15 protein-coding genes are annotated in these 16,409 nt (G+C 67.9%); 4 read left to right on the plus strand and 11 right to left on the minus strand.

Translation table 11 applies throughout. The features are described 5' to 3' along the window. Positions 1-36: 36 nt before the first annotated feature. Positions 37-1,365: an MFS transporter gene (locus ACQZ13_RS13030; protein ID WP_431052528.1), complete on the minus strand. Its 1,329-nt coding sequence runs from the start codon at positions 1,363-1,365 to the stop codon at positions 37-39. 107 nt (positions 1,366-1,472) lie between these two features. On the opposite strand from ACQZ13_RS13030, the gene ACQZ13_RS13035 reads away from it, so the two are divergent. Further along, a complete protein-coding gene (locus ACQZ13_RS13035; RefSeq protein ID WP_431052530.1) occupies positions 1,473-4,253 on the plus strand; it encodes an ATP-binding protein in 2,781 nt (926 codons plus the stop codon). Positions 4,254-4,286: 33 nt separating this feature from the next. On the opposite strand, the gene ACQZ13_RS13040 is transcribed toward ACQZ13_RS13035, so the two are convergent. From ACQZ13_RS13040 to ACQZ13_RS13075, 8 genes are all read right to left on the minus strand, one after another. After that, on the minus strand, positions 4,287-5,672 hold the full coding sequence (locus tag ACQZ13_RS13040) for a TAXI family TRAP transporter solute-binding subunit (RefSeq protein ID WP_431052532.1): 1,386 nt from the start codon (positions 5,670-5,672) through the stop codon (positions 4,287-4,289). Positions 5,673-5,768: 96 nt separating this feature from the next. Continuing rightward, complete coding sequence (locus tag ACQZ13_RS13045; RefSeq protein WP_431052534.1) at positions 5,769-7,634, minus strand: carbohydrate-binding module family 20 domain-containing protein; 1,866 nt, start codon at positions 7,632-7,634, stop codon at positions 5,769-5,771. 206 nt (positions 7,635-7,840) lie between these two features. After that, positions 7,841-8,722 (minus strand): CPBP family glutamic-type intramembrane protease, encoded by an 882-nt coding sequence (locus ACQZ13_RS13050; protein ID WP_431052536.1) that lies wholly within the window; start codon positions 8,720-8,722, stop codon positions 7,841-7,843. Between the two features lie 174 nt (positions 8,723-8,896). Continuing rightward, positions 8,897-9,562 carry a hypothetical protein gene (locus ACQZ13_RS13055; protein WP_431052538.1) on the minus strand — a complete coding sequence of 222 codons (666 nt, stop codon included), beginning with the start codon at positions 9,560-9,562 and terminating at the stop codon, positions 8,897-8,899. Between the two features lie 74 nt (positions 9,563-9,636). Next, the gene (locus ACQZ13_RS13060; RefSeq protein ID WP_431052540.1) at positions 9,637-10,302 is read right to left on the minus strand and encodes an SDR family NAD(P)-dependent oxidoreductase; all 666 of its coding nucleotides are present in this window, start codon (positions 10,300-10,302) and stop codon (positions 9,637-9,639) included. Further along, positions 10,299-11,459 carry a flavin monoamine oxidase family protein gene (locus ACQZ13_RS13065; RefSeq protein ID WP_431052542.1) on the minus strand — a complete coding sequence of 387 codons (1,161 nt, stop codon included), beginning with the start codon at positions 11,457-11,459 and terminating at the stop codon, positions 10,299-10,301. Before ACQZ13_RS13065 ends, ACQZ13_RS13060 begins: the two co-directional genes overlap by 4 nt. Next, positions 11,453-12,130, minus strand: coding sequence for a cupin domain-containing protein (locus ACQZ13_RS13070; RefSeq protein ID WP_431053220.1), 678 nt, complete (start codon positions 12,128-12,130; stop codon positions 11,453-11,455). The genes ACQZ13_RS13065 and ACQZ13_RS13070 overlap by 7 nt, the downstream gene beginning before the upstream one ends. Positions 12,131-12,230: 100 nt before the next feature. Beyond that, a complete protein-coding gene (locus ACQZ13_RS13075) occupies positions 12,231-12,932 on the minus strand; it encodes a type 1 glutamine amidotransferase domain-containing protein (RefSeq protein WP_431052544.1) in 702 nt (233 codons plus the stop codon). A gap of 155 nt (positions 12,933-13,087) precedes the next feature. Between ACQZ13_RS13075 and gcvA the strand changes: the two genes are divergently transcribed. Further along, positions 13,088-13,999, plus strand: coding sequence for a transcriptional regulator GcvA (gene gcvA / locus ACQZ13_RS13080; protein ID WP_431052546.1), 912 nt, complete (start codon positions 13,088-13,090; stop codon positions 13,997-13,999). A 100-nt stretch (positions 14,000-14,099) separates the two neighbouring features. Then, the gene (locus ACQZ13_RS13085) at positions 14,100-14,375 is read left to right on the plus strand and encodes a hypothetical protein (RefSeq protein ID WP_431052548.1); all 276 of its coding nucleotides are present in this window, start codon (positions 14,100-14,102) and stop codon (positions 14,373-14,375) included. A 32-nt stretch (positions 14,376-14,407) separates the two neighbouring features. On the opposite strand, the gene ACQZ13_RS13090 is transcribed toward ACQZ13_RS13085, so the two are convergent. Beyond that, a complete protein-coding gene (locus ACQZ13_RS13090) occupies positions 14,408-14,968 on the minus strand; it encodes a hypothetical protein (RefSeq protein ID WP_431052550.1) in 561 nt (186 codons plus the stop codon). Positions 14,969-15,163: 195 nt separating this feature from the next. On the opposite strand from ACQZ13_RS13090, the gene ACQZ13_RS13095 reads away from it, so the two are divergent. Continuing rightward, entirely contained in the window at positions 15,164-15,502 is a 339-nt protein-coding gene (locus ACQZ13_RS13095; protein ID WP_431052552.1) for a hypothetical protein, read from the plus strand. Positions 15,503-15,617: 115 nt separating this feature from the next. Here the strand turns inward: ACQZ13_RS13095 and ACQZ13_RS13100 are convergent, their stop codons facing one another. Continuing rightward, on the minus strand, positions 15,618-16,394 hold the full coding sequence (locus ACQZ13_RS13100) for a hypothetical protein (protein WP_431052554.1): 777 nt from the start codon (positions 16,392-16,394) through the stop codon (positions 15,618-15,620). Between the last annotated feature and the right edge of the window lie 15 nt (positions 16,395-16,409).

The raw sequence follows: 16,409 nt of genomic DNA on the forward strand, positions 1-16,409 counted from the left end.
TCGACCCGCCCGTCGACAGACCCTTCAACCGGACCGTCAACTCACCGTCTGGCGTTCCAGTCCGCGCGGCGACGCGGCCAGCACGCCGAGGGTCGCGACCAGGCTCGCGGCGACGACCGCGAACATCACGGCCGGCCCTGCGCCGCGCAGCGTCGGCACCAGCAGCAGCGGTCCCAGCGCGCCGCCGAGGCGATTGATCGACCACGCGATGGACGTGGCCGAGGCGCGCTGGCGGGTCGGGAAGAGCTCGGCGCTGTAGACCGTGAGCAGCGGCACGTAGAGTGATACGGCGAGGTTGAACAGCGCCATCGCCACGATCAGCGAGGCGGTCCCGGTGCTGAAGTTGAAGGCCGCGCCGCAGGCGAGCATCGCGACGATGCAGGTCGCCATCGCGAGGCGACGGTCGATCCGGTCCATCACCGCGGAAGCGAGCAGGGTGCCCAGCAGCGGACCCATGGAGGAGAGTCCGAAGATGAGCAGCGCCGCATCCAGCCGGAAGCCTCGCTGGGCGAGCACCGCGCCCGTCAGCAGCGGGAAGGCGATGGTGGCCCACGGGCTGAGCGAGAACAGGCCCACGACGGCCAGCCAGCGCCGGTGCGGCGGCGCTGGGGGGGGCGCGACCTGCTCGACCGGTGTCGCAGCGCCCGCATCGGGCGGGGCCGCCACCACGGTGGCGGAGCGCTCGAAGGCCTGCAGGACCGCTTCGGCCTGGTCGTTCCGGCCGCGCGTGCGCAGCCAGCGCGCCGATTCCGGCAGCGCGAGGAAGGAGAGGGCGGACAGCAGCGCGCAGGCGCTGCCCACGAGGAAGCCCCAGCGCCAGCCTTCCAGGCCGAGCGGCTGCAGCGGGCCCAGCCAGCGCACCATGAAGATGGCGGCGGGCGGTCCCAGCAGGGACGGCGTGAGACTCAGGAAGATGAGCGTGCCGCGACGCTGCGGCGGCAGGAGGTCCGTGAGGTAGGCAATGACGATGGGCGGATAGCCGCCGAGCGCGAGGCCGGCGAGGAAGCGGCACAGCGTGAGCTGGCCCACGCCGTCGGCCATCGCGGCCCCGAGCGAGGTGAGCGCGATCCACAGCATCAGCGCCACCAGCGCGCCGCGTCGTCCGTGCCGGTCGGCCCACCAGCCCAGCAGTGGCGCGCCCAGCACGGCGCCGACAAAGACGGCGGACAGCAGCAGGCCCAGTTGGCCGGGCGGCACCGGCGGCGATTGCGTCGAGAACACCGTGCCGAGCACACCGCCGAAGGCCATCTCCAGCGTGTCGATCGTCATGCCGATCCCGCAGGTCAACATGGCCAGGACGTGCAGCCGGGTGAGCGGCAGACGGTCCATGCGCTCGGCGAGGTCGGAGTTCAGAGAGGCAACCATGGGCGTCACCATACCTATTGCGCGACGCTCGGGCGGCTGCGTCCTGCAGGATTCACGCAAATTCACGGCTGGGCGCGTGCACCGGTGCGACCATGCGAGCCTGAATCATGAGCGAGACCGAACCCCTCGCCTTCGGGCCCTTCCTGTTGACTGGCGCGCCGCCCGGGCTTCACGTCGGCGCTCATGCGGTTGACCTGGACGCCCCGGCGATCGCCTTGCTCGCGGCGATCGCCGCCGCGCCGTCCGGCCTCTCGCCGGCGCAGCTCGCGGCGTCGGGCGCGGCCGCTCCTGACGACAGCGTCGAGCGCCTGTGCGCGCGCGTGGGCGACATCAACCACGCGCTGGGCCTGCATTCGTCAGCCTGGTACGTGGCCTGGCATCCGGACGACGCGGAACCGCGCTTCACCCTCATGGACGCCAGCCGCGCCAGCGCGCCGCGGACCGCGCTGCCGGCCAGGCGGCTGGACATCCTCGGCCGGGAGGACGCCATCGCCCGCGTGGTGACGCAGCTGGAGGCGCATCGCTTCGTCACCCTCCTCGCGGCGGGCGGCATGGGCAAGACCACGGTCGCGGTGGCCGCGGCGCACGCGGCCGCCGACGACTATCCGGACGGCGTGTATGTCGTGGATCTGGCGCCGGTCGTCGATCCCGACCTGCTCGCGCAGCGGGTCGCCTCGACGGTGGGCTGCCTGACCGGCTACACCTCCGCGCATGCCGTCCTGCAGCAATGGGCGAACGAGCGCCGCGCGCTGGTCGTCCTCGACAGCTGCGAGCACGTGCTCGACGCGGCCGCCGAGCTGGCCGAAGCGCTCGGCGGTGCGGGGTCACGGGTGGCCGTGCTCGCCACCAGCCGGGAGCCGCTGCGCGCGCGCGGCGAATGGATCTACCGGCTTCCTCCGATGCGGCTGCCGCAACCCGGCGAGACGGTCGCCGCCGACCAGGCGATGACGTTCCCTGCATTGCGCCTGTTTGTGGAGCGCGCGCAGGCCGCATCGCCCGGCTTCGTGTTGACGGACGCCGACATGCCGCAGCTGGTCTCGCTGTGCGCCCGGCTGGACGGCATCCCGCTGGCCATCGAGATCGTTGCCGCGCGCGTGGCCTCGCTGGGCCTGGCCGACCTGTCGGACCAGCTCGAGAGCCTGCTGCTCCACCTGCCGGCCCGGCGTCGCCACGCGCCCGCCAGGCACAGCACGCTGTCGGCCCTGCTGGAATGGAGCTATCGGCTGCTCTCGCCCGAGGAACAGACCGTGCTGCGCCGCTTGTCGGTGTTCCGCAGCGGCTTCAGCGCGGAGGCGGCGCAGCAGGTCGTGGCGTACGTCGACGCGGCCGACGCCGAGGACATGCAGGACCTGCTGCTGGATCTGATGGCCAAGTCGCTGGTCGCCCCGGATCGCGGCGGCAATCATGCGCTGCGACGCCTGCTCGACACGACGCGCGCGTATGCCGGCCAGAAGCTGGACGAGGCGGGTGAGCGTCATCGCGTGAGCCGGCGCCATGCGCGCTGGCTGTCGGGCGTGCTGGCCGAGGCCGACGACGCCTGGAACCGGATGACCCGGCAGCAGTGGATGTCGCGCTACTCGCCGCTGATCGACGACATCCGCGCCGCGCTCGACTGGGCGTTCACGGCGGACGGCGATGTCGCGCTGGGTGTGGACCTGACGATCGCCGGCTTTGCGATCGGGCGTCAGATGCTGCTGGTCGACGAATTCACCGACCGCGTGAGGCGGGCGATCGACGCGATCGCGCGCCACGGCGAGGGCCCCGGCTCGGCGCTCGATCCGGCGGATGCCGATGCGAGTCGCAAGCGGCTGACCTTCCTCATCGCCTGCCTGGGCCTGGCCGCCGACGCGTCGCTGACGCTCACGCTGGAGACGGCGGCGAATTCGCTGACGAGCGGGGATCAACTGCTGCAGCGCTTCGCCGGCTGCAACGGCCTGTGGGCGATGGCGGTGTTCCGCGGCGATTTCAAGGAGGGGGCGGTCTGGGCGGACAGGATGGAGGCGCTCGCCGGGCGCATCGAGGATCCCGTCGCGCGCCTCGTGTCGAGCCGCATCCAGGCGCAGACGCTGCATTTCGCGGGTCGGCATTCCCTCGCCGCCGACAGGGCGCGCGGCGTGCTGAACGAATCGTGGCGGACGATTCCGCTGAGCTACCACCCGTCGCCCGTCGAGCTCCGCGTGTCCATGCGCGTGACGCTGGCGAGGACCTTGTGGATGCAGGGGCGACCGGACAGCGCCGCCGCGATGGCGCAGGAGGCGATCGAGCACGCGCTCACCGATTCGCCCCTGGCGCATTGCCAGGTGATCTCGATGGGCTCGCTCGTCATCGCCCTGTGGAGCGGTCTGGCCGAGCCGGCGAGGCTGCTGGCGAACCAGCTCGTCGACCTCGAAAGGCTGCTCGGGTTCTCCCACTGGCTGCGCTGGAGCCGGGGCTTGCGCGCCATGGTGGCCTTGCGCGAAGGCGGCGAGGTCCCCGCGGATGCCGACGCCAGCTGGTTCGAGGAGCCGGAGCCGGTGCTGGCCGATCATCTGGCCACGCTCGACGAGCGCTGGCTGACGCCGCGCTGCATCCAGCGCGTCGAGTCCGGCATGGTGGGATGGTGCGCCCCCGAGGCGTTCCGCCTGCTCGGAGAGCGCGCGCTGCGGGAGCGCTCAGGCGATGCAGGCGCACGCGGCGAGAGGCTGCTGCAGCGATCGCTCGCGCTGGCGCGGGAGCAGGAGGCGGCTTCCTGGGAACTGCGCACCGCGACCAGCCTGGCGCGCCACTGGCAGACGCAGGACCGTTCGCGGGAAGCCCTGGCGGCGCTCGAACCCGTGTTCGTCCGCTTCAAGGAAGGCTTCGGCACGGCGGACTTGCGCGCGGCGAGGGCCTTGGTCGAAGCGCTCTGAGAGGCTCGACCGCGACCGCGACCGCGACCGCGATCAGTCGGTCGGCGCCGGCTTGTCCGTCTGCCGGGCGCCTTGCGCCAGCAGCCGCTTGCGCACCGCATAGATGTTGTTGCGCAGCGCGTAGAGCTCTTCGGCATAGGACAGCGGCACGGCGATGCGGTGGGTGACGCGGTCCAGTTCATCCAGCTCGTCGAGCAGGTCCTCGCGCTGGCCGGTGCCGGTTTCCAGCCTGGCTTCCACCTCGCGCAGCCGCGCATACCAGCGGAACACGCGCGAGCGCACACGGAAGGTGTACAGCGGCGGCACCACGCGCGACAGCGGCAGCATCAGCACCAGCAGGCCGCCGACCACCAGCCACATGCGTTCGAGCAGGTTGCCGGCCCAGAAGGGCAGGTAGCGCGCCCAGGCCGGCGGCGTGCCGTTGATGGCGCGGTCGCCTTCGGCGCTGACCGGCAGCTCGCTGGTGCGGGTGTTGGGGAAGTCGCGCGCGCCGTTGAACCAGCCGGCCCCGCTGTGCTGGCCCAGGGCCGCCTGCGCGAACAGCTGTCGCAGCGCAGGGTGCGTCTGCTCGCGCGCCAGCAGGGCGGTGGTGGTGGCCAGCAGCGGCACGTCGTGCGGCGGCAGATCGGCGGCCAGGTCCACCACGCCGCGCGGCAACGTGACGGTGGACAGGAAGGGCAGGTGGCGCGAGTAGGCCTCGTTCTGCTCGAAGGCCATCAGCGCGATGGCCGGGTCGCGCAGCAGCGCGCGGATCAGGCGGGACTGCGGCGCGGAGATCAGCACCGCGGCGTCCAGCCGGCCCTCGCGCAGGGCCGCGCCGGCGTCGTCGGGCGACAGGTTGGACAGGCGCAGATCGCTGGGCTTCAGATGGTTCAGCGTCAGCAGCCGCTCGACGATCTGCGGGACGCCGCTGCCGTCCTGGTCCACGCTGACGCGCAGGCCGCGCAGCTGGTCCAGGCGCTGCAGTTCGCCGCCGGGCTGGCGGCGTGCGATGCCGAGGTCGCGGCGGTAGAAGACCCAGATCGGTTCGTAGAACAGGCTGCCCAGCGAGACGATGCCGGCCTCGGTGTCGGCCACCGGATCGGCCATGCCGCCGCGCACGAAGCCCACGTCGGCCGTGCCGGCACGCAGATGGGCCAGATCGTCCTGCGCGCCTTCGCTGGCGATCAGCGTCACCTGGATGCGCTCGCGCGCCAGCGCCTTCGCGTAGCCCTCGCCGAAGTTGGCGTAGGCGCTGCCGGTCGGACCGGTGGCCAGGCGCACCTGGCGCGGCGGCTGCGGATCCAGCCACCAGTAGGCCGCGATGAGCAGACCGCCGCCCAGCAGCAGCAGCGGCCCCATCGAGACCATCATGTCGCGCAGCGTCTGCACCAGCAGGCGCAGGCTGCGGGTGGCATGCCATTGCTGAATCGGAGTCATGGAGGGGCGCGATCTTTTCCGAGGGAAGGACCGGCCCATCGTATGCGAGGCTTGCGGGCCGGACTGTTACGTCCGGCTTCCTTGCCAGGCCCGCGTTCAGAACTTGAAGTTGCCGTCGGACCGGGCCTGCGAGCCGCTCGCGCAGCTGGTGAACTCGCGGTTGCCGCTGCCGGTGGTCTGGTTGCTTTCCCAGACGGCGGTCGAGCCGTTCCACTTCACGTACTTGTACTGGACGGCCGTGCCGGCGGGCAGGGTGACGGTCCCCGTCCACGGCACGTTGGCGCCCGAGCCCTGGATGGTCAGCGCGAAGCCGGAGCCCGGCGCCCAGGCGCCCAGTCCGCTCACGCTGCCCACCACGCGCAGGTTCTGGCCGACCACCGTGTTGGCATTGGCGATCGTGAACGTCACGGCGCAACTGGCGGTGCCGCCGCCGCTGACCTTCTGGCCCGTGTAGATGGCCACCGCGGGCGTGCTGCCGCTGGAGTTGGCGGGCACCGTGAAGCTGGCGTTGCCGCCGGCGTCCACGGTCACGGTGTCGGCCGTGCAGCCGGTGCCGGCGGCGTTCTTCGAGCCGTTGACGACGTTGCAGTAGGTGCCGGCGGACAGGCCGGTGGCGAAGCTGCGCGTCCAGGCGTTGCCGCTGTTGTTCAGCGCGACGAAACCGACGTTGCCGCGGCTGAAGGCGACCTGGTTGCCGTTGTCGCCGACGATCCAGTTCTGCTGCGCCTGCCCGATGCTGGCGTTGCGGAAGCCCACCATGTTGGCCAGCGGCGTCCAGCGGTGGGCGAAGTCCCACACCACATTGATCTGCGGCACGCCACCGCTGTAGGGGCTGGCGGTGGGCCGGTCGGCGTCGGTGTTGCTGAACTTGAAGCCGGAGTACAGCTGCGCCTCGGCATAGCCCTGGGCCAGCATGAAGATGTTGGCCAGCGTGTAGCGCTGGTTGGCGGCGTCGTTGCTCGCCGCGTTGTTGATGTTCAGCGAGCTCCCGTTGCGCTCGGTGTCCCAGTTGGTGACGAAGACGGTGGCGTTCTGCGGCTGGAGGAAGCCCCAGCTGCCGCCCCAGTTGCCCCACGTGCCCATGATGCCGGGCAGGCTGGACAGGGTGTTGCCGTTGTTGCCCCGGAACACGTCACGCATCGCGTACGGGAACTGGAACTCGTTGATCGTGCCGATGGGAAGGTAGCTGGGCCGGTCCACCTCGCCGTCGTTGATGATCTCCTGCGTGATCCAGATGTCCTCGCCCTGCAGCGTCTTGGGGTAGGTCGCCTTCACGGCGCTCATGATGGACGTCCACGCGCCGGCGGGCATGTGCTTGGCCGCGTCGATGCGGAAGCCGTCGATGCCCATGGCCAGCAGGGACTTCAGGTAGTTGGCGATCTGGCCCTGCACGTAGCTGCTCTCGGTCGCCAGGTCGGGCAGGCCGCCGAGGCGGCAGTTCTGGACGTTGCTGCGGCCCGACGGCGAGTTGTAGTCGGCGTCGTTGATGTTGCAGTTGGCGTGGAAGTCGTTGGCGCTGAAGAAGGGATAGCTCAGCGTCGCGGCGTTCCAGGTCGAGCCGTCGGTGGCCGTGCCGCTGCCGTCGGCCATCTGGTTGACGACGATGTCGGCATACACGCGCACGCCGGCCGCGTGGCAGGCGTTGACCATGCTCTGCAGCTGCGCGGGCGTGCCCATGCGGCTGGTCAGGTTGGTGTAGTTGACGGGCTGGTAAACGCCCCACCAGCCGTTGGCGTTCTTGGACGCGCCGGGCGGCGAGATCTGCACGCCGCCGAAGCCCTTGGGGCCCAGCCATTGCGTGCATTCGGTGGCGATGTCGGGCCAGGACCACTCGAACATCTGCACCGAGGTGCTGTTCGGATTCAGGGCCTGCGCGGGACCGCCGACGGCGGCCAGGGCGAGGCCGGCGGCGGCCGTCAGGGCGTGGGCGAGCCGGCGGCTCGGGAAGGGCAGCTGGGGCATGGGGGTCTCCGGTGTTGATCGACCGCCGCCCTCGTCGCGGGGCGGCTGGTGTCGGCCAATCGACTGCATGCCATGGCCGCTTCTCCGGATCGGAGAAGTGCCACCACTCTAAGCGGGCATGCGACGGAGAAGCGTAGGAAAACTACCAAGTCACGCCGTTTGCCTATAGATATTGGGCGGCGGATTTGTTTTCGTTTGTAGTTTGGCTACTGAGCTGCCGTGGGGATGAGTCGGCCTCGACGGTGTGCGAGCGTCAGCAGGACGCCGGTCATGGCCAGGCAGAGGACGATCGCCACCACGGATCCTTCGGCGCCGAAGGCGCCACCGGACAACCAGGCCGGGCCGGACAGCGTGCCGTGGAGCCAGGACTCCCCCGAGTGACCGGAGACCGCGATGGAGAACACGGCGCCCTGCACGAAGTTCCAGGCGAAGTGCAGCGCCGTGCACAGCCAGATCCGGCGCGTCAGCAGGTAGGCGGCTCCGAACAGCAGGCCGAGTTCCAACCCGAGCAGGACACCGATCAGTGGCGTCGCGCCCGCATTGCCCAGGTGGGCCAGACCGAAGAGGAGGCTGGACATCGCCAGCGCCCAGGCGGCGCCGAACGAACGCTCCAGCAGTCGCAGCAGCACGAGCCGGAACAGGAGTTCCTCGATCAGCGCACCGGCTGCAATCTTCGGGACCATGCTCACGAGCACCGCGCCGAGGTCGCCGGGCGTCCCCACGGCTTCCAGCGAATACGCGCCAACGGCAGTCAGGATGGCCACCACGCAGGAGAAGAGCAGGCCGCCCAGCAGCAGGCCGGCAAGAAGTTCGGGGCCGGCCCCGAAGGCGGACAACTCGCGCGCTGGACGCCGTTCCCAGTAGCGGACGTAAGCCCAGTACCCGGCGACGAGCACCAGCGCCTTGATCAGGTTGCGCCACTCTCGCAGGCCGGGGTCAGGTATGAACAGCTTGGTGAAGATGTTCGCCGCAATGAAAGGGAGGGCGATGAACAGCAGTGCGGCGAGCCATGTGCCGGCGGTTGAAGCGCCGAAGCGCTGAACCCATGGGGCAGGGCTCGAAGCCGACGCGGCGGCGCCTGGTCTCATTCCGGGAAGGTCCATGGTGCGACGCAGAGGCTGCGCGGTGAATCGATGGTGCCGGCACTCTGCCCGATCCGAGGATCAGCCCCCATCGCTCGCCGACAGGCTGCAGATTGCGAGGCTTGAACTGCAGCGGCCGGCGCGCCTGTCGTCAGCGTGCAGGGTTTGTCGGCCAGCGACTCATGAACGCGGCAGGGCGAGACAGCGCTCGATGAGCTGGCGATATCGGGGCAGGGCGCCGAGGTCCCTGATGTCCGCCTGGCGCAGGTCGTTCAGCCAGTCCCCGAGCCGTTGGAGCGACGCCTTGTCCAGCGGGAGCGACGCAGGGTAGAACTCCACGGTGCGTCGCAGCCCGGCCAACATGTTCATCGCTTCCACCAGGTCGTCCGGCGCACGGAGTTGGTCGAGTCTGAAAAATGGCTCATCGTCGACGTCTGTGCTCTCCAGCCGACCGAGCCTGCCGCGTTCCACGGACTTGGCCGCGAGGGACAGCACCTCGTCGCGCAGCTCCCGCAGTTGTGCGACGCTCAATGGATCGTCCTGCGCGAGCGATCCGAGTGCCCCTTGGAGGGCATCGAGGCGCTGCCTGAAATAGTACTGCCCTTCGAACTCGCAGCCCACGTCGGCCTCGGAGGCCAGGCCTAGCCCCTCGCGCAGATCTTCCAGCAGCGCCGGCGGCGTCGAGGATGCCGCAGCGGACTGCGTCAGTCGCGACATCGCCGCGTCGAGCGTTGCGTTGCGCTCAGGCGGACGCGCGCCGACGCGTCGCTGTTGCAGGCAATCGGGAAATCCGCTGGCGCTGCGCAGGTGTTCAGGGAAAGAAAGAGTGGGAATGCCGCCAGGCATGGCGCGCTCCTGGATAGTCGGGAAGCCCGCTCAGTGCGCTCGCGTCGGTGCGCGACACGCCACGGCCAACTTGTTCAGGCACGTGCGCCGCTGGGGCGCACATCCAGCTCGTGAGTCCACGCGCTGCGAGGCTGGTGGAAGAGGTGCCAGTACTGCTCCGCCAGGTCGGCCGGAGCGATCAGCTGCTCGTCGTCGACAGGCCCGAAGCGCTGCGCGGTCCGCTCGCTGCGAACCAGTCCGTCGATGACGACGTGCGCGACGTGGATGCCTTCGCTGCCGTGTTCGCGGGCGAGCGCCTGGCTCAGGCCGCGCAGCGCGAATTTCGCCGAACTGAATGCGGAGAAGTTCGGGCCGGCCCGCCGGCTGCCGGACGCGCCGCTGAAGATGAGCGCACCTCCGCCCTGGGCCTTCAGGCGCGGTATGGCCTGCTGACTGACGTTCACCGCCGTCATCACCATCGATTGCCAGGCGGCCTGGAACGCTTCGGGCTCCGTCTGGAGGAAGGGCTTGCGCAGGAAGTGCATGGCGGTATGGATCACGCCGGCCAAGGGCGGCATGTCGCGGTCGATGCGTTCGAACAGTCGGGCGGTGGCGGCAGGGTCCTGCAGATCGGTGTTCCACGGCGGATCGCTGCTGCGCGAGATGCCCAGCACGTCGTAGCCGGCGCGTTCGAACCGGAGCTTCAGTGCGGCGCCGAGGCCCGGCGCAAATCCCGCGATGATCAAGGTGGTCGGGGTCATGGGGTTTGTCGTTCCTGTGGGGTTGCTTTCAAGAGCGTCTGCACGCCTCGTCCTGCCGCCTCGATCGCCCCGGCAAGGTACCCGGGGAATTGCGGGGACCATTCGCTGGCGATGCCCACGATCCGCCCGCGCCATGCGCCCGCGCCGGCGCTGCTCAAAGGGGCCGCTTCGTGCAGCGTCGCGCCCTCGCGATCCGCGGCGGTCGCCGTGTAGGGGTCGTTGGCCCAGTCCTTGATGAACTCTGCCCTCGGCGAACCCGCGTTCACACCGAACATCCGTGTCAGTTGCGCACGGCAATGAGCCAGCAACTGGTCGTCGGGGATGGTCGTGCGCGCGTGCGCCGGGACGCCGAGGAAGCCGAACAGGGCGGCACGTCCGCCGGGCGACGAGGCGTCGTGGATCTCCGCGAGCGGACCTCGGGCGCTCCGGCCCTGCCCGGAGAGGCCCTGCTCACGCCAGAACGGTGTGTCATAGACGGCGACGTACTTGGCGTGCGGCGCCATCCACGTGGCCGTGGCGCTCCACGCTTGCGCCAGGGCATCGGGCAAGGCCGGTGAGAAAACGATCGCGGCCATGGCCAGGCGTGGAGGAACGGCCAGCAGCACATGGTCGACGCGGTAGGAGGTTCGACGTCCATCGATGTCTTCGGTCTCCAGTCCGATGTGTTGGCCGTCGACATGCAGATGACGTACCCGCTGACCGGAATGCAGACGATCAGGCGGCAAGGCGCTGCGCAGGGCATCGACCAGCGCACCCATTCCTCCGGCCAATCGCATCGACGGGGGCGAGGTCAGGTGGCCGCGCATGCGTTCGGGCGATGCCATCGAAAAACGCTCGATCACCATGTCGCCGGCTTCATGCTGCTGGAAGCGAGTGAGGCCCAGATCGCGGATTACCCGGTCCAGCTCAGGCTGGAATGCGGGCCAGAACCAGGTCGGTCCGAGATCGAAGCGATCTGCCTTTCTCGATACGCCATTCGGGACGCTAACCGTGTCGGCAAGTTGCGTCCCGCCGAATGACGCGGACTCGACCCGCCCGCCGAAGGTGCCGCGGGCCTCCAGGAGGACATAGTCCTTGACGCCTTGCTGTTCGAGCAGATGCGCGGCGTAGAGGCCGCTGAGGCCGCCGCCGATGATGGCGATCCGTGAGGTCAGCATGGGAGAGCGCCTTTCGCTTCCGCTGGCAGGTGGCAGGTCTTGAGATACAGCGTGGCGCCATTCGCGCCGGCGACGACGTCGGGATGGTCGCCCACAGGCCAGCGCATCCAGCTGCCGCGAATGAAAGGCCGACCGTCCACCGACAGGTCGCCGTCGAGCACCAGGAACTCGGCGCCTCCGACGGGAGCCGTGGAGAGTGGCGACGCCGGAGCAAGGCGCTCCAGGACCACCTGCTCGCTCTCGTTCGAGAACAGTGGGCAGATGTCTCGACCGCTCGCGCGTGTCCAGGCAGCAGGATCGCGCGTGTCGATGCGGATCGGATGCGCTTCGCCCGGCGTCATCTGACGGAGCTTGACGAAAAGGAGGGCGCCTTCAGCGCTGGACGGCCTGTGAGCGGAACCCGGCGGATTGCGCAGGTACCAGCCAGCGGGGTAGTGGCGATCGCCTTCCGAGAACGTGCCGGACAGCACGAGGATCTCTTCTCCACCCGGGTGCTGGTGAGGCGGGAAGTGTGAAGCCGGTGCATAGCGCACGAGGCTGGTCGCGCGTGCGTCCTCTTCACCCACGCGGTCCAGCATCATGCGTTCAACGCCGGACTGGGGCGAGGCGACCCATTGGTATTGATCGGGCACGACAACGGCGCGGCGCGAGAAATCTGCATTGACGTTCATCGTGTGTTTCATGAGCCAAGGAAAGGTCCAGCGGTGCTCCGCGGGGAGGGCTGGTGAGCGCCGGCGGTCGCAGCCGCGGCCGACCGGCGCGTCGGGGCAATCAGCCTTGCAGGCGCTGAGCCAGGGCTTCAGCCAGCGGGGCTGCCGACGCCGGGCTCTGGCCCGTCATGAGCACACCGTCCACGATCACGTTGGGCTCCCAGTTGGCCTTGCTGACGTAGTCGGCGCCGCGGCCCTTGAGCTCGTCTTCGAGCGAGAACAGCAGGTGGTCCAGCAGCTCGATCTCGTTGTCCTCGGCGTTCTTGAAACCGGTCAGCTTGACGCCCTTGACCAGGTAGTCGCCGTCGGCCTTCTTGACGTCACGCAGGATGGCGGGCGCGTGGCAGACCATGGCGATCGGGCGCTGGCTGGCATGGAAGTCGCGGATCAGCTTGACCACGAAGGAATCCGACGCCAGGTCCCAGAGCAGGCCGTAGCCGCCGGGGAAGAACACCGCATCGAAGGTGTCGGTGTTGATGTTGCGCAGCTTGCGGGTGTTCCTGGCGGCGAACATCGCGACCGGATCGGCCAGGAAGCGATCGGTGAAGGGGGTGGTGAACGGCGCCTTCATGCTCAGCAGATCGATGGGGGCGTCGCCGCCGGCGGGCGATGCGAAGACCACTTCGTAGCCGGCCTCGGTGAGGATGTAGTACGGCGCGGCCAGTTCGGTGAACCAGGTGCCGGTCTGCTTTCCGCTGATGCCCATTTCGTCCACGGAGGACATGACGAGCAGCACGCGCTTCTGCTTGTTTCCGGTGTTCATGACGATCTTCCTTTGATAGATAACGTTGATGGTGGTCACAGGTGGAGCCCGGTGTGTTTGCTCCTCCCGCCAGCCATGCATCGCATTCTTCAGATCTGGTCGCTCGCGGACAAACGAGATAAAGTGCCTCGGTCAGAAAGAAATTCTTTAGCGTCGTGAAGGCACCCATCCATCTCAACGCGCTGCGCGCCTTCGAGGCCAGCGCCAGGCATCAGAGCTTTTCGGCCGCGGCGGCGGAGCTGAATGTGACGCCGGCGGCGGTCGGCCAACTGGTGCGCACGCTCGAGGATTGGCTGGGCTCACCGCTGTTCGTCCGCGGCACCAGTGGCCGCGCGCGGCTGGTCGCCACCGAAGCGGCGCAGCTCGCATTGCCGGACCTGCGGGCCGGATTCGACCGGCTGAGCGTCGGCCTGGAGCGACTCAAGGAAGGCTCGGCGAGTGGCGTCCTGACGGTCACCGTCAGCCCTGCCTTTGCCGCCAAGTGGCTGCTGCCCCGCATCGAGCGATTCCACGCCGCATGGCCCGACACGGACCTGCGCCTGGAGACCAGCCTCAAGCCGGTCGACTTCGTTTCCCAGTGGATCGACATCGGGGTGCGCTACGGCACCGGGCGCTGGCCCGGGCTGGTCGCGGACAAGCTGATGGACGAGGAGGTCTTTCCCGTCTGTTCTCCCGGCCTGATGCGCGCAGGTCGACGACTGAAGGCGCCCGGCGACCTAGCGAACGAGACGCTGATCCACGACCTGTCGATGGACAGTCATGCGGACTTCCCCTCTTGGGACGAGTGGCTCAAGAAGGCGGGCGTGTCCGGCGTCTCGACCAAGCGCGGCACGCGGATCAACAGTTCCGCGGCGGTGCTGCAAGCCGCGATCGACGGCCAAGGCATTGCGCTGGCGCGCAGCGTGATGGCTCGCGACGATCTCGCGGCGGGGCGGCTCGTACGGCTGTTTCCGAAGATCGAGTTCGTCTCCGCGCTGGCCTACTTCGCGGTCTACCGCGCCGAGCGTGCCAATCTGCCGAGACTGGTCGCCTTCCGCGACTGGCTGATCAGCGAGGCGGCCGTGTAGGCGGTTGAGATTGCCGTCCTTTCGTTGCTTGACTGGTATCAGGGACGGCGGAAGCGGAGTTCCGAATCTGCGAGACTGGGGTCGGAAGAGACCACATCCAATGCGTTCAAACAGCAATCGTCAGCCGAAGCTCATCGACAGATTGATCTGGCGAGCGGCCGGCGCCGCCATCGCGGTGCTGGGGCTGTGTGGTTTCCACTTCGCGATCAACGCCATACAGACTGGAGAAGTGTCCAAGCCGTCCAGGTATGGAGAGAGCAGCTTCTACTGGGAAACCGACCCACTGGCCTTTTCCCTGTATGTGCTGGTCTTTCTCATCTGCGGCGCGACGTGCCTCATCTTGGGCGTGATGACCTGGCGGGCGCAGCGGCGTTAGCCAGTCCGCTCCCAGGCTCCAGCCGGCCTCTGCTACTTCGTGGCATTGCGCTCGTGCAGTCGGATCAGCTCCGATCTGGAAACCGATAGCTCGTTGGAGTACATGAAGCCCCCAATCATCTGGACCCCGACCAGCTGGCATCGGATCCGGTCGTAGTCGCGCTTCAGGAGGTCGAAAACGGCAGGCTGATTGGCCTCTGTGAACGCCTTCAGGCCGGGATAAAGAATCGCCTTGTAGCGATAGCGCTCCCCCTCGCTGGACAACTCGCCGGGAACGAAAGGGCTCGTTTGACCTGCAGGGGCTGCCGGGCCTTCGAGGAACACCCAGCCGGATTCGATTTGCGTGATTGGAGTGCCCGTCGCGCTCAGCACATGGCAGCGGAACTGTGCTTGCCGCTGCTCATTGGCGATGGCGGCAAAAGGCGCATTGCCTTCGAAGATCAAAGCCAGCGCTAGCGTGCCAGGAGGCCACGATGACGAGTACTTGGCGAACTCCACAAACTCGGCATCTCGCTTCGCGAGACGCAGGCTGTCTGGATGAGTTGAGCAGCCGGCTATGGAGAGCAGCGCAAGCGCGAGGCACGGGATCTTCATGGCAGGAAGCCTAGCAGCACAGCATGGGGCTCTTAACTTCAGCCAGAATCGCTATCGCCACAGAGCCTTCTGCGGCATCAGTGGTCAAGTCGTCAATCTGCGGTTGGACAGCAACTCCAAGCAGGGGCCGGTCGTTGCCATCCAGGAGATTTCACCAGCCCCCGCTGAACAGTGCGTGCTCAAATGTCTGGGAAGGTGCAATCCGACAAATCCCTTGCCAAACGTGACGCCGAGATGAAAGCCGAGCGAGAGCAACTCAAGCACAAGTACAAGCCGCTCTTTGATCAGATGGCTCAACTGCTGTTCGAAGCCGACCCGATGGGTATCAACTTCGAGAGCAACACGGATGAATACGACCCGGAGGTTGGGACCATCCTGCCCCGATTGGAAGGGGCGCATTCGGCGGACGACGTTCAGACGATCGTGCACGAGGAGTTCTGTCGTTGGTTCGGGCCGGAAGAGGCCGGAGCCAGGGAGCAGTACGCAGCGGTGTCTCAGCAGATCTGGAGCGCGTGGTGCGACTTCAAGGCATAGCCGTTTCCGGTCGACCCTTGCGCTGCAGAGCCGTCTCTGGCACCAATGCTGCGGCTTGTAGCTTGAGGTGGAACGGCTTCAGGCTGGAGCAGGGTCATCGGTGCAGGAGTTTCCATCAGTTCGGAATTGGGAACTCGCCGATGGCGCGGCATCCCTCCTCGGAGATCTCGAAGACCTCTGTCGAGAGAGGGTAGGCGGCTTCCTGGAATTCGTGCACGGTAACTGCGCCCACGCGGCCGGCGAAGTCGGCATGCTCTGCGGCCCAGAAATAGAGAAAGTCGCGATCGGGAGCCACTGCCAGTACGGGCCAGCCAATCGTGTGCTGGACGACTTCCCGAAGATTGGGCGCAAGCAGCAGCGACGCCTTGAAGGGGAGTGAAGTGCTCAGATAAGCCAGTCGAACGCCGTCTACGTCAGACCATTCGACCGTGGCATTCCGCAAGCTCGACGCCAAGTTATCGAACGCCTTGTCTTGCGCCTGTGCCTCGCTCAGGCCGAGTTGCTCCAGCATGTCGTGACTGACCCAATGAATGGCTCCGCCGTCAGGCGACTGGTGAACCAGAACCCGGTCCACCCGATCGCTCAGCGGAACTCGGAATTCCGCGGGCTCTTCATAGTCGTTGGGTTCCATCGCCCAGTAGAGCTGCTCAGCGGACAGGTCGTCCGTGCCGTGCGAACCCGTTTCGACGACCGTGTCGACGAAGCGGGCCACGCGATCGACGTCATCGCCATCTTCCAGACTTCTCTCCAGGTTGGAGAGGCTGACCAGGATGTCCGTTCCAGCGATGCTCAGCGAATGACGACCAGATTCCGGATCGATGCCGAATTCGATGCCACGTCGTTGTAGCTCCTGTTCAAACAGTCGTCGCGTGTCCGCAGGGGAAGTTGGCATTGCGAATCTGGTTGT

Source organism: Roseateles sp. L2-2 (genome assembly GCF_050613215.1).
Classification (GTDB): Bacteria; Pseudomonadota; Gammaproteobacteria; order Burkholderiales; family Burkholderiaceae_C; genus Roseateles; species Roseateles noduli.

Excerpts from the sequence above, each read along its gene's own strand:
- ACQZ13_RS13085 (WP_431052548.1), top strand. The coding sequence starts at position 14,100 with ATGCGTTCAAACAGCAATCGTCAGCCGAAGCTCATCGACAGATTGATC.
- ACQZ13_RS13070 (WP_431053220.1), bottom strand. The coding sequence starts at position 12,130 with ATGAACGTCAATGCAGATTTCTCGCGCCGCGCCGTTGTCGTGCCCGAT.
- ACQZ13_RS13035 (WP_431052530.1), top strand. The coding sequence starts at position 1,473 with ATGAGCGAGACCGAACCCCTCGCCTTCGGGCCCTTCCTGTTGACTGGC.
- ACQZ13_RS13090 (WP_431052550.1), bottom strand. The coding sequence starts at position 14,968 with ATGAAGATCCCGTGCCTCGCGCTTGCGCTGCTCTCCATAGCCGGCTGC.
- ACQZ13_RS13075 (WP_431052544.1), bottom strand. The coding sequence starts at position 12,932 with ATGAACACCGGAAACAAGCAGAAGCGCGTGCTGCTCGTCATGTCCTCC.
- ACQZ13_RS13060 (WP_431052540.1), bottom strand. The coding sequence starts at position 10,302 with ATGACCCCGACCACCTTGATCATCGCGGGATTTGCGCCGGGCCTCGGC.
- ACQZ13_RS13040 (WP_431052532.1), bottom strand. The coding sequence starts at position 5,672 with ATGACTCCGATTCAGCAATGGCATGCCACCCGCAGCCTGCGCCTGCTG.
- ACQZ13_RS13045 (WP_431052534.1), bottom strand. The coding sequence starts at position 7,634 with ATGCCCCAGCTGCCCTTCCCGAGCCGCCGGCTCGCCCACGCCCTGACG.
- ACQZ13_RS13030 (WP_431052528.1), bottom strand. The coding sequence starts at position 1,365 with ATGGTTGCCTCTCTGAACTCCGACCTCGCCGAGCGCATGGACCGTCTG.
- ACQZ13_RS13100 (WP_431052554.1), bottom strand. The coding sequence starts at position 16,394 with ATGCCAACTTCCCCTGCGGACACGCGACGACTGTTTGAACAGGAGCTA.
- ACQZ13_RS13055 (WP_431052538.1), bottom strand. The coding sequence starts at position 9,562 with ATGCCTGGCGGCATTCCCACTCTTTCTTTCCCTGAACACCTGCGCAGC.
- ACQZ13_RS13065 (WP_431052542.1), bottom strand. The coding sequence starts at position 11,459 with ATGCTGACCTCACGGATCGCCATCATCGGCGGCGGCCTCAGCGGCCTC.
- ACQZ13_RS13050 (WP_431052536.1), bottom strand. The coding sequence starts at position 8,722 with ATGAGACCAGGCGCCGCCGCGTCGGCTTCGAGCCCTGCCCCATGGGTT.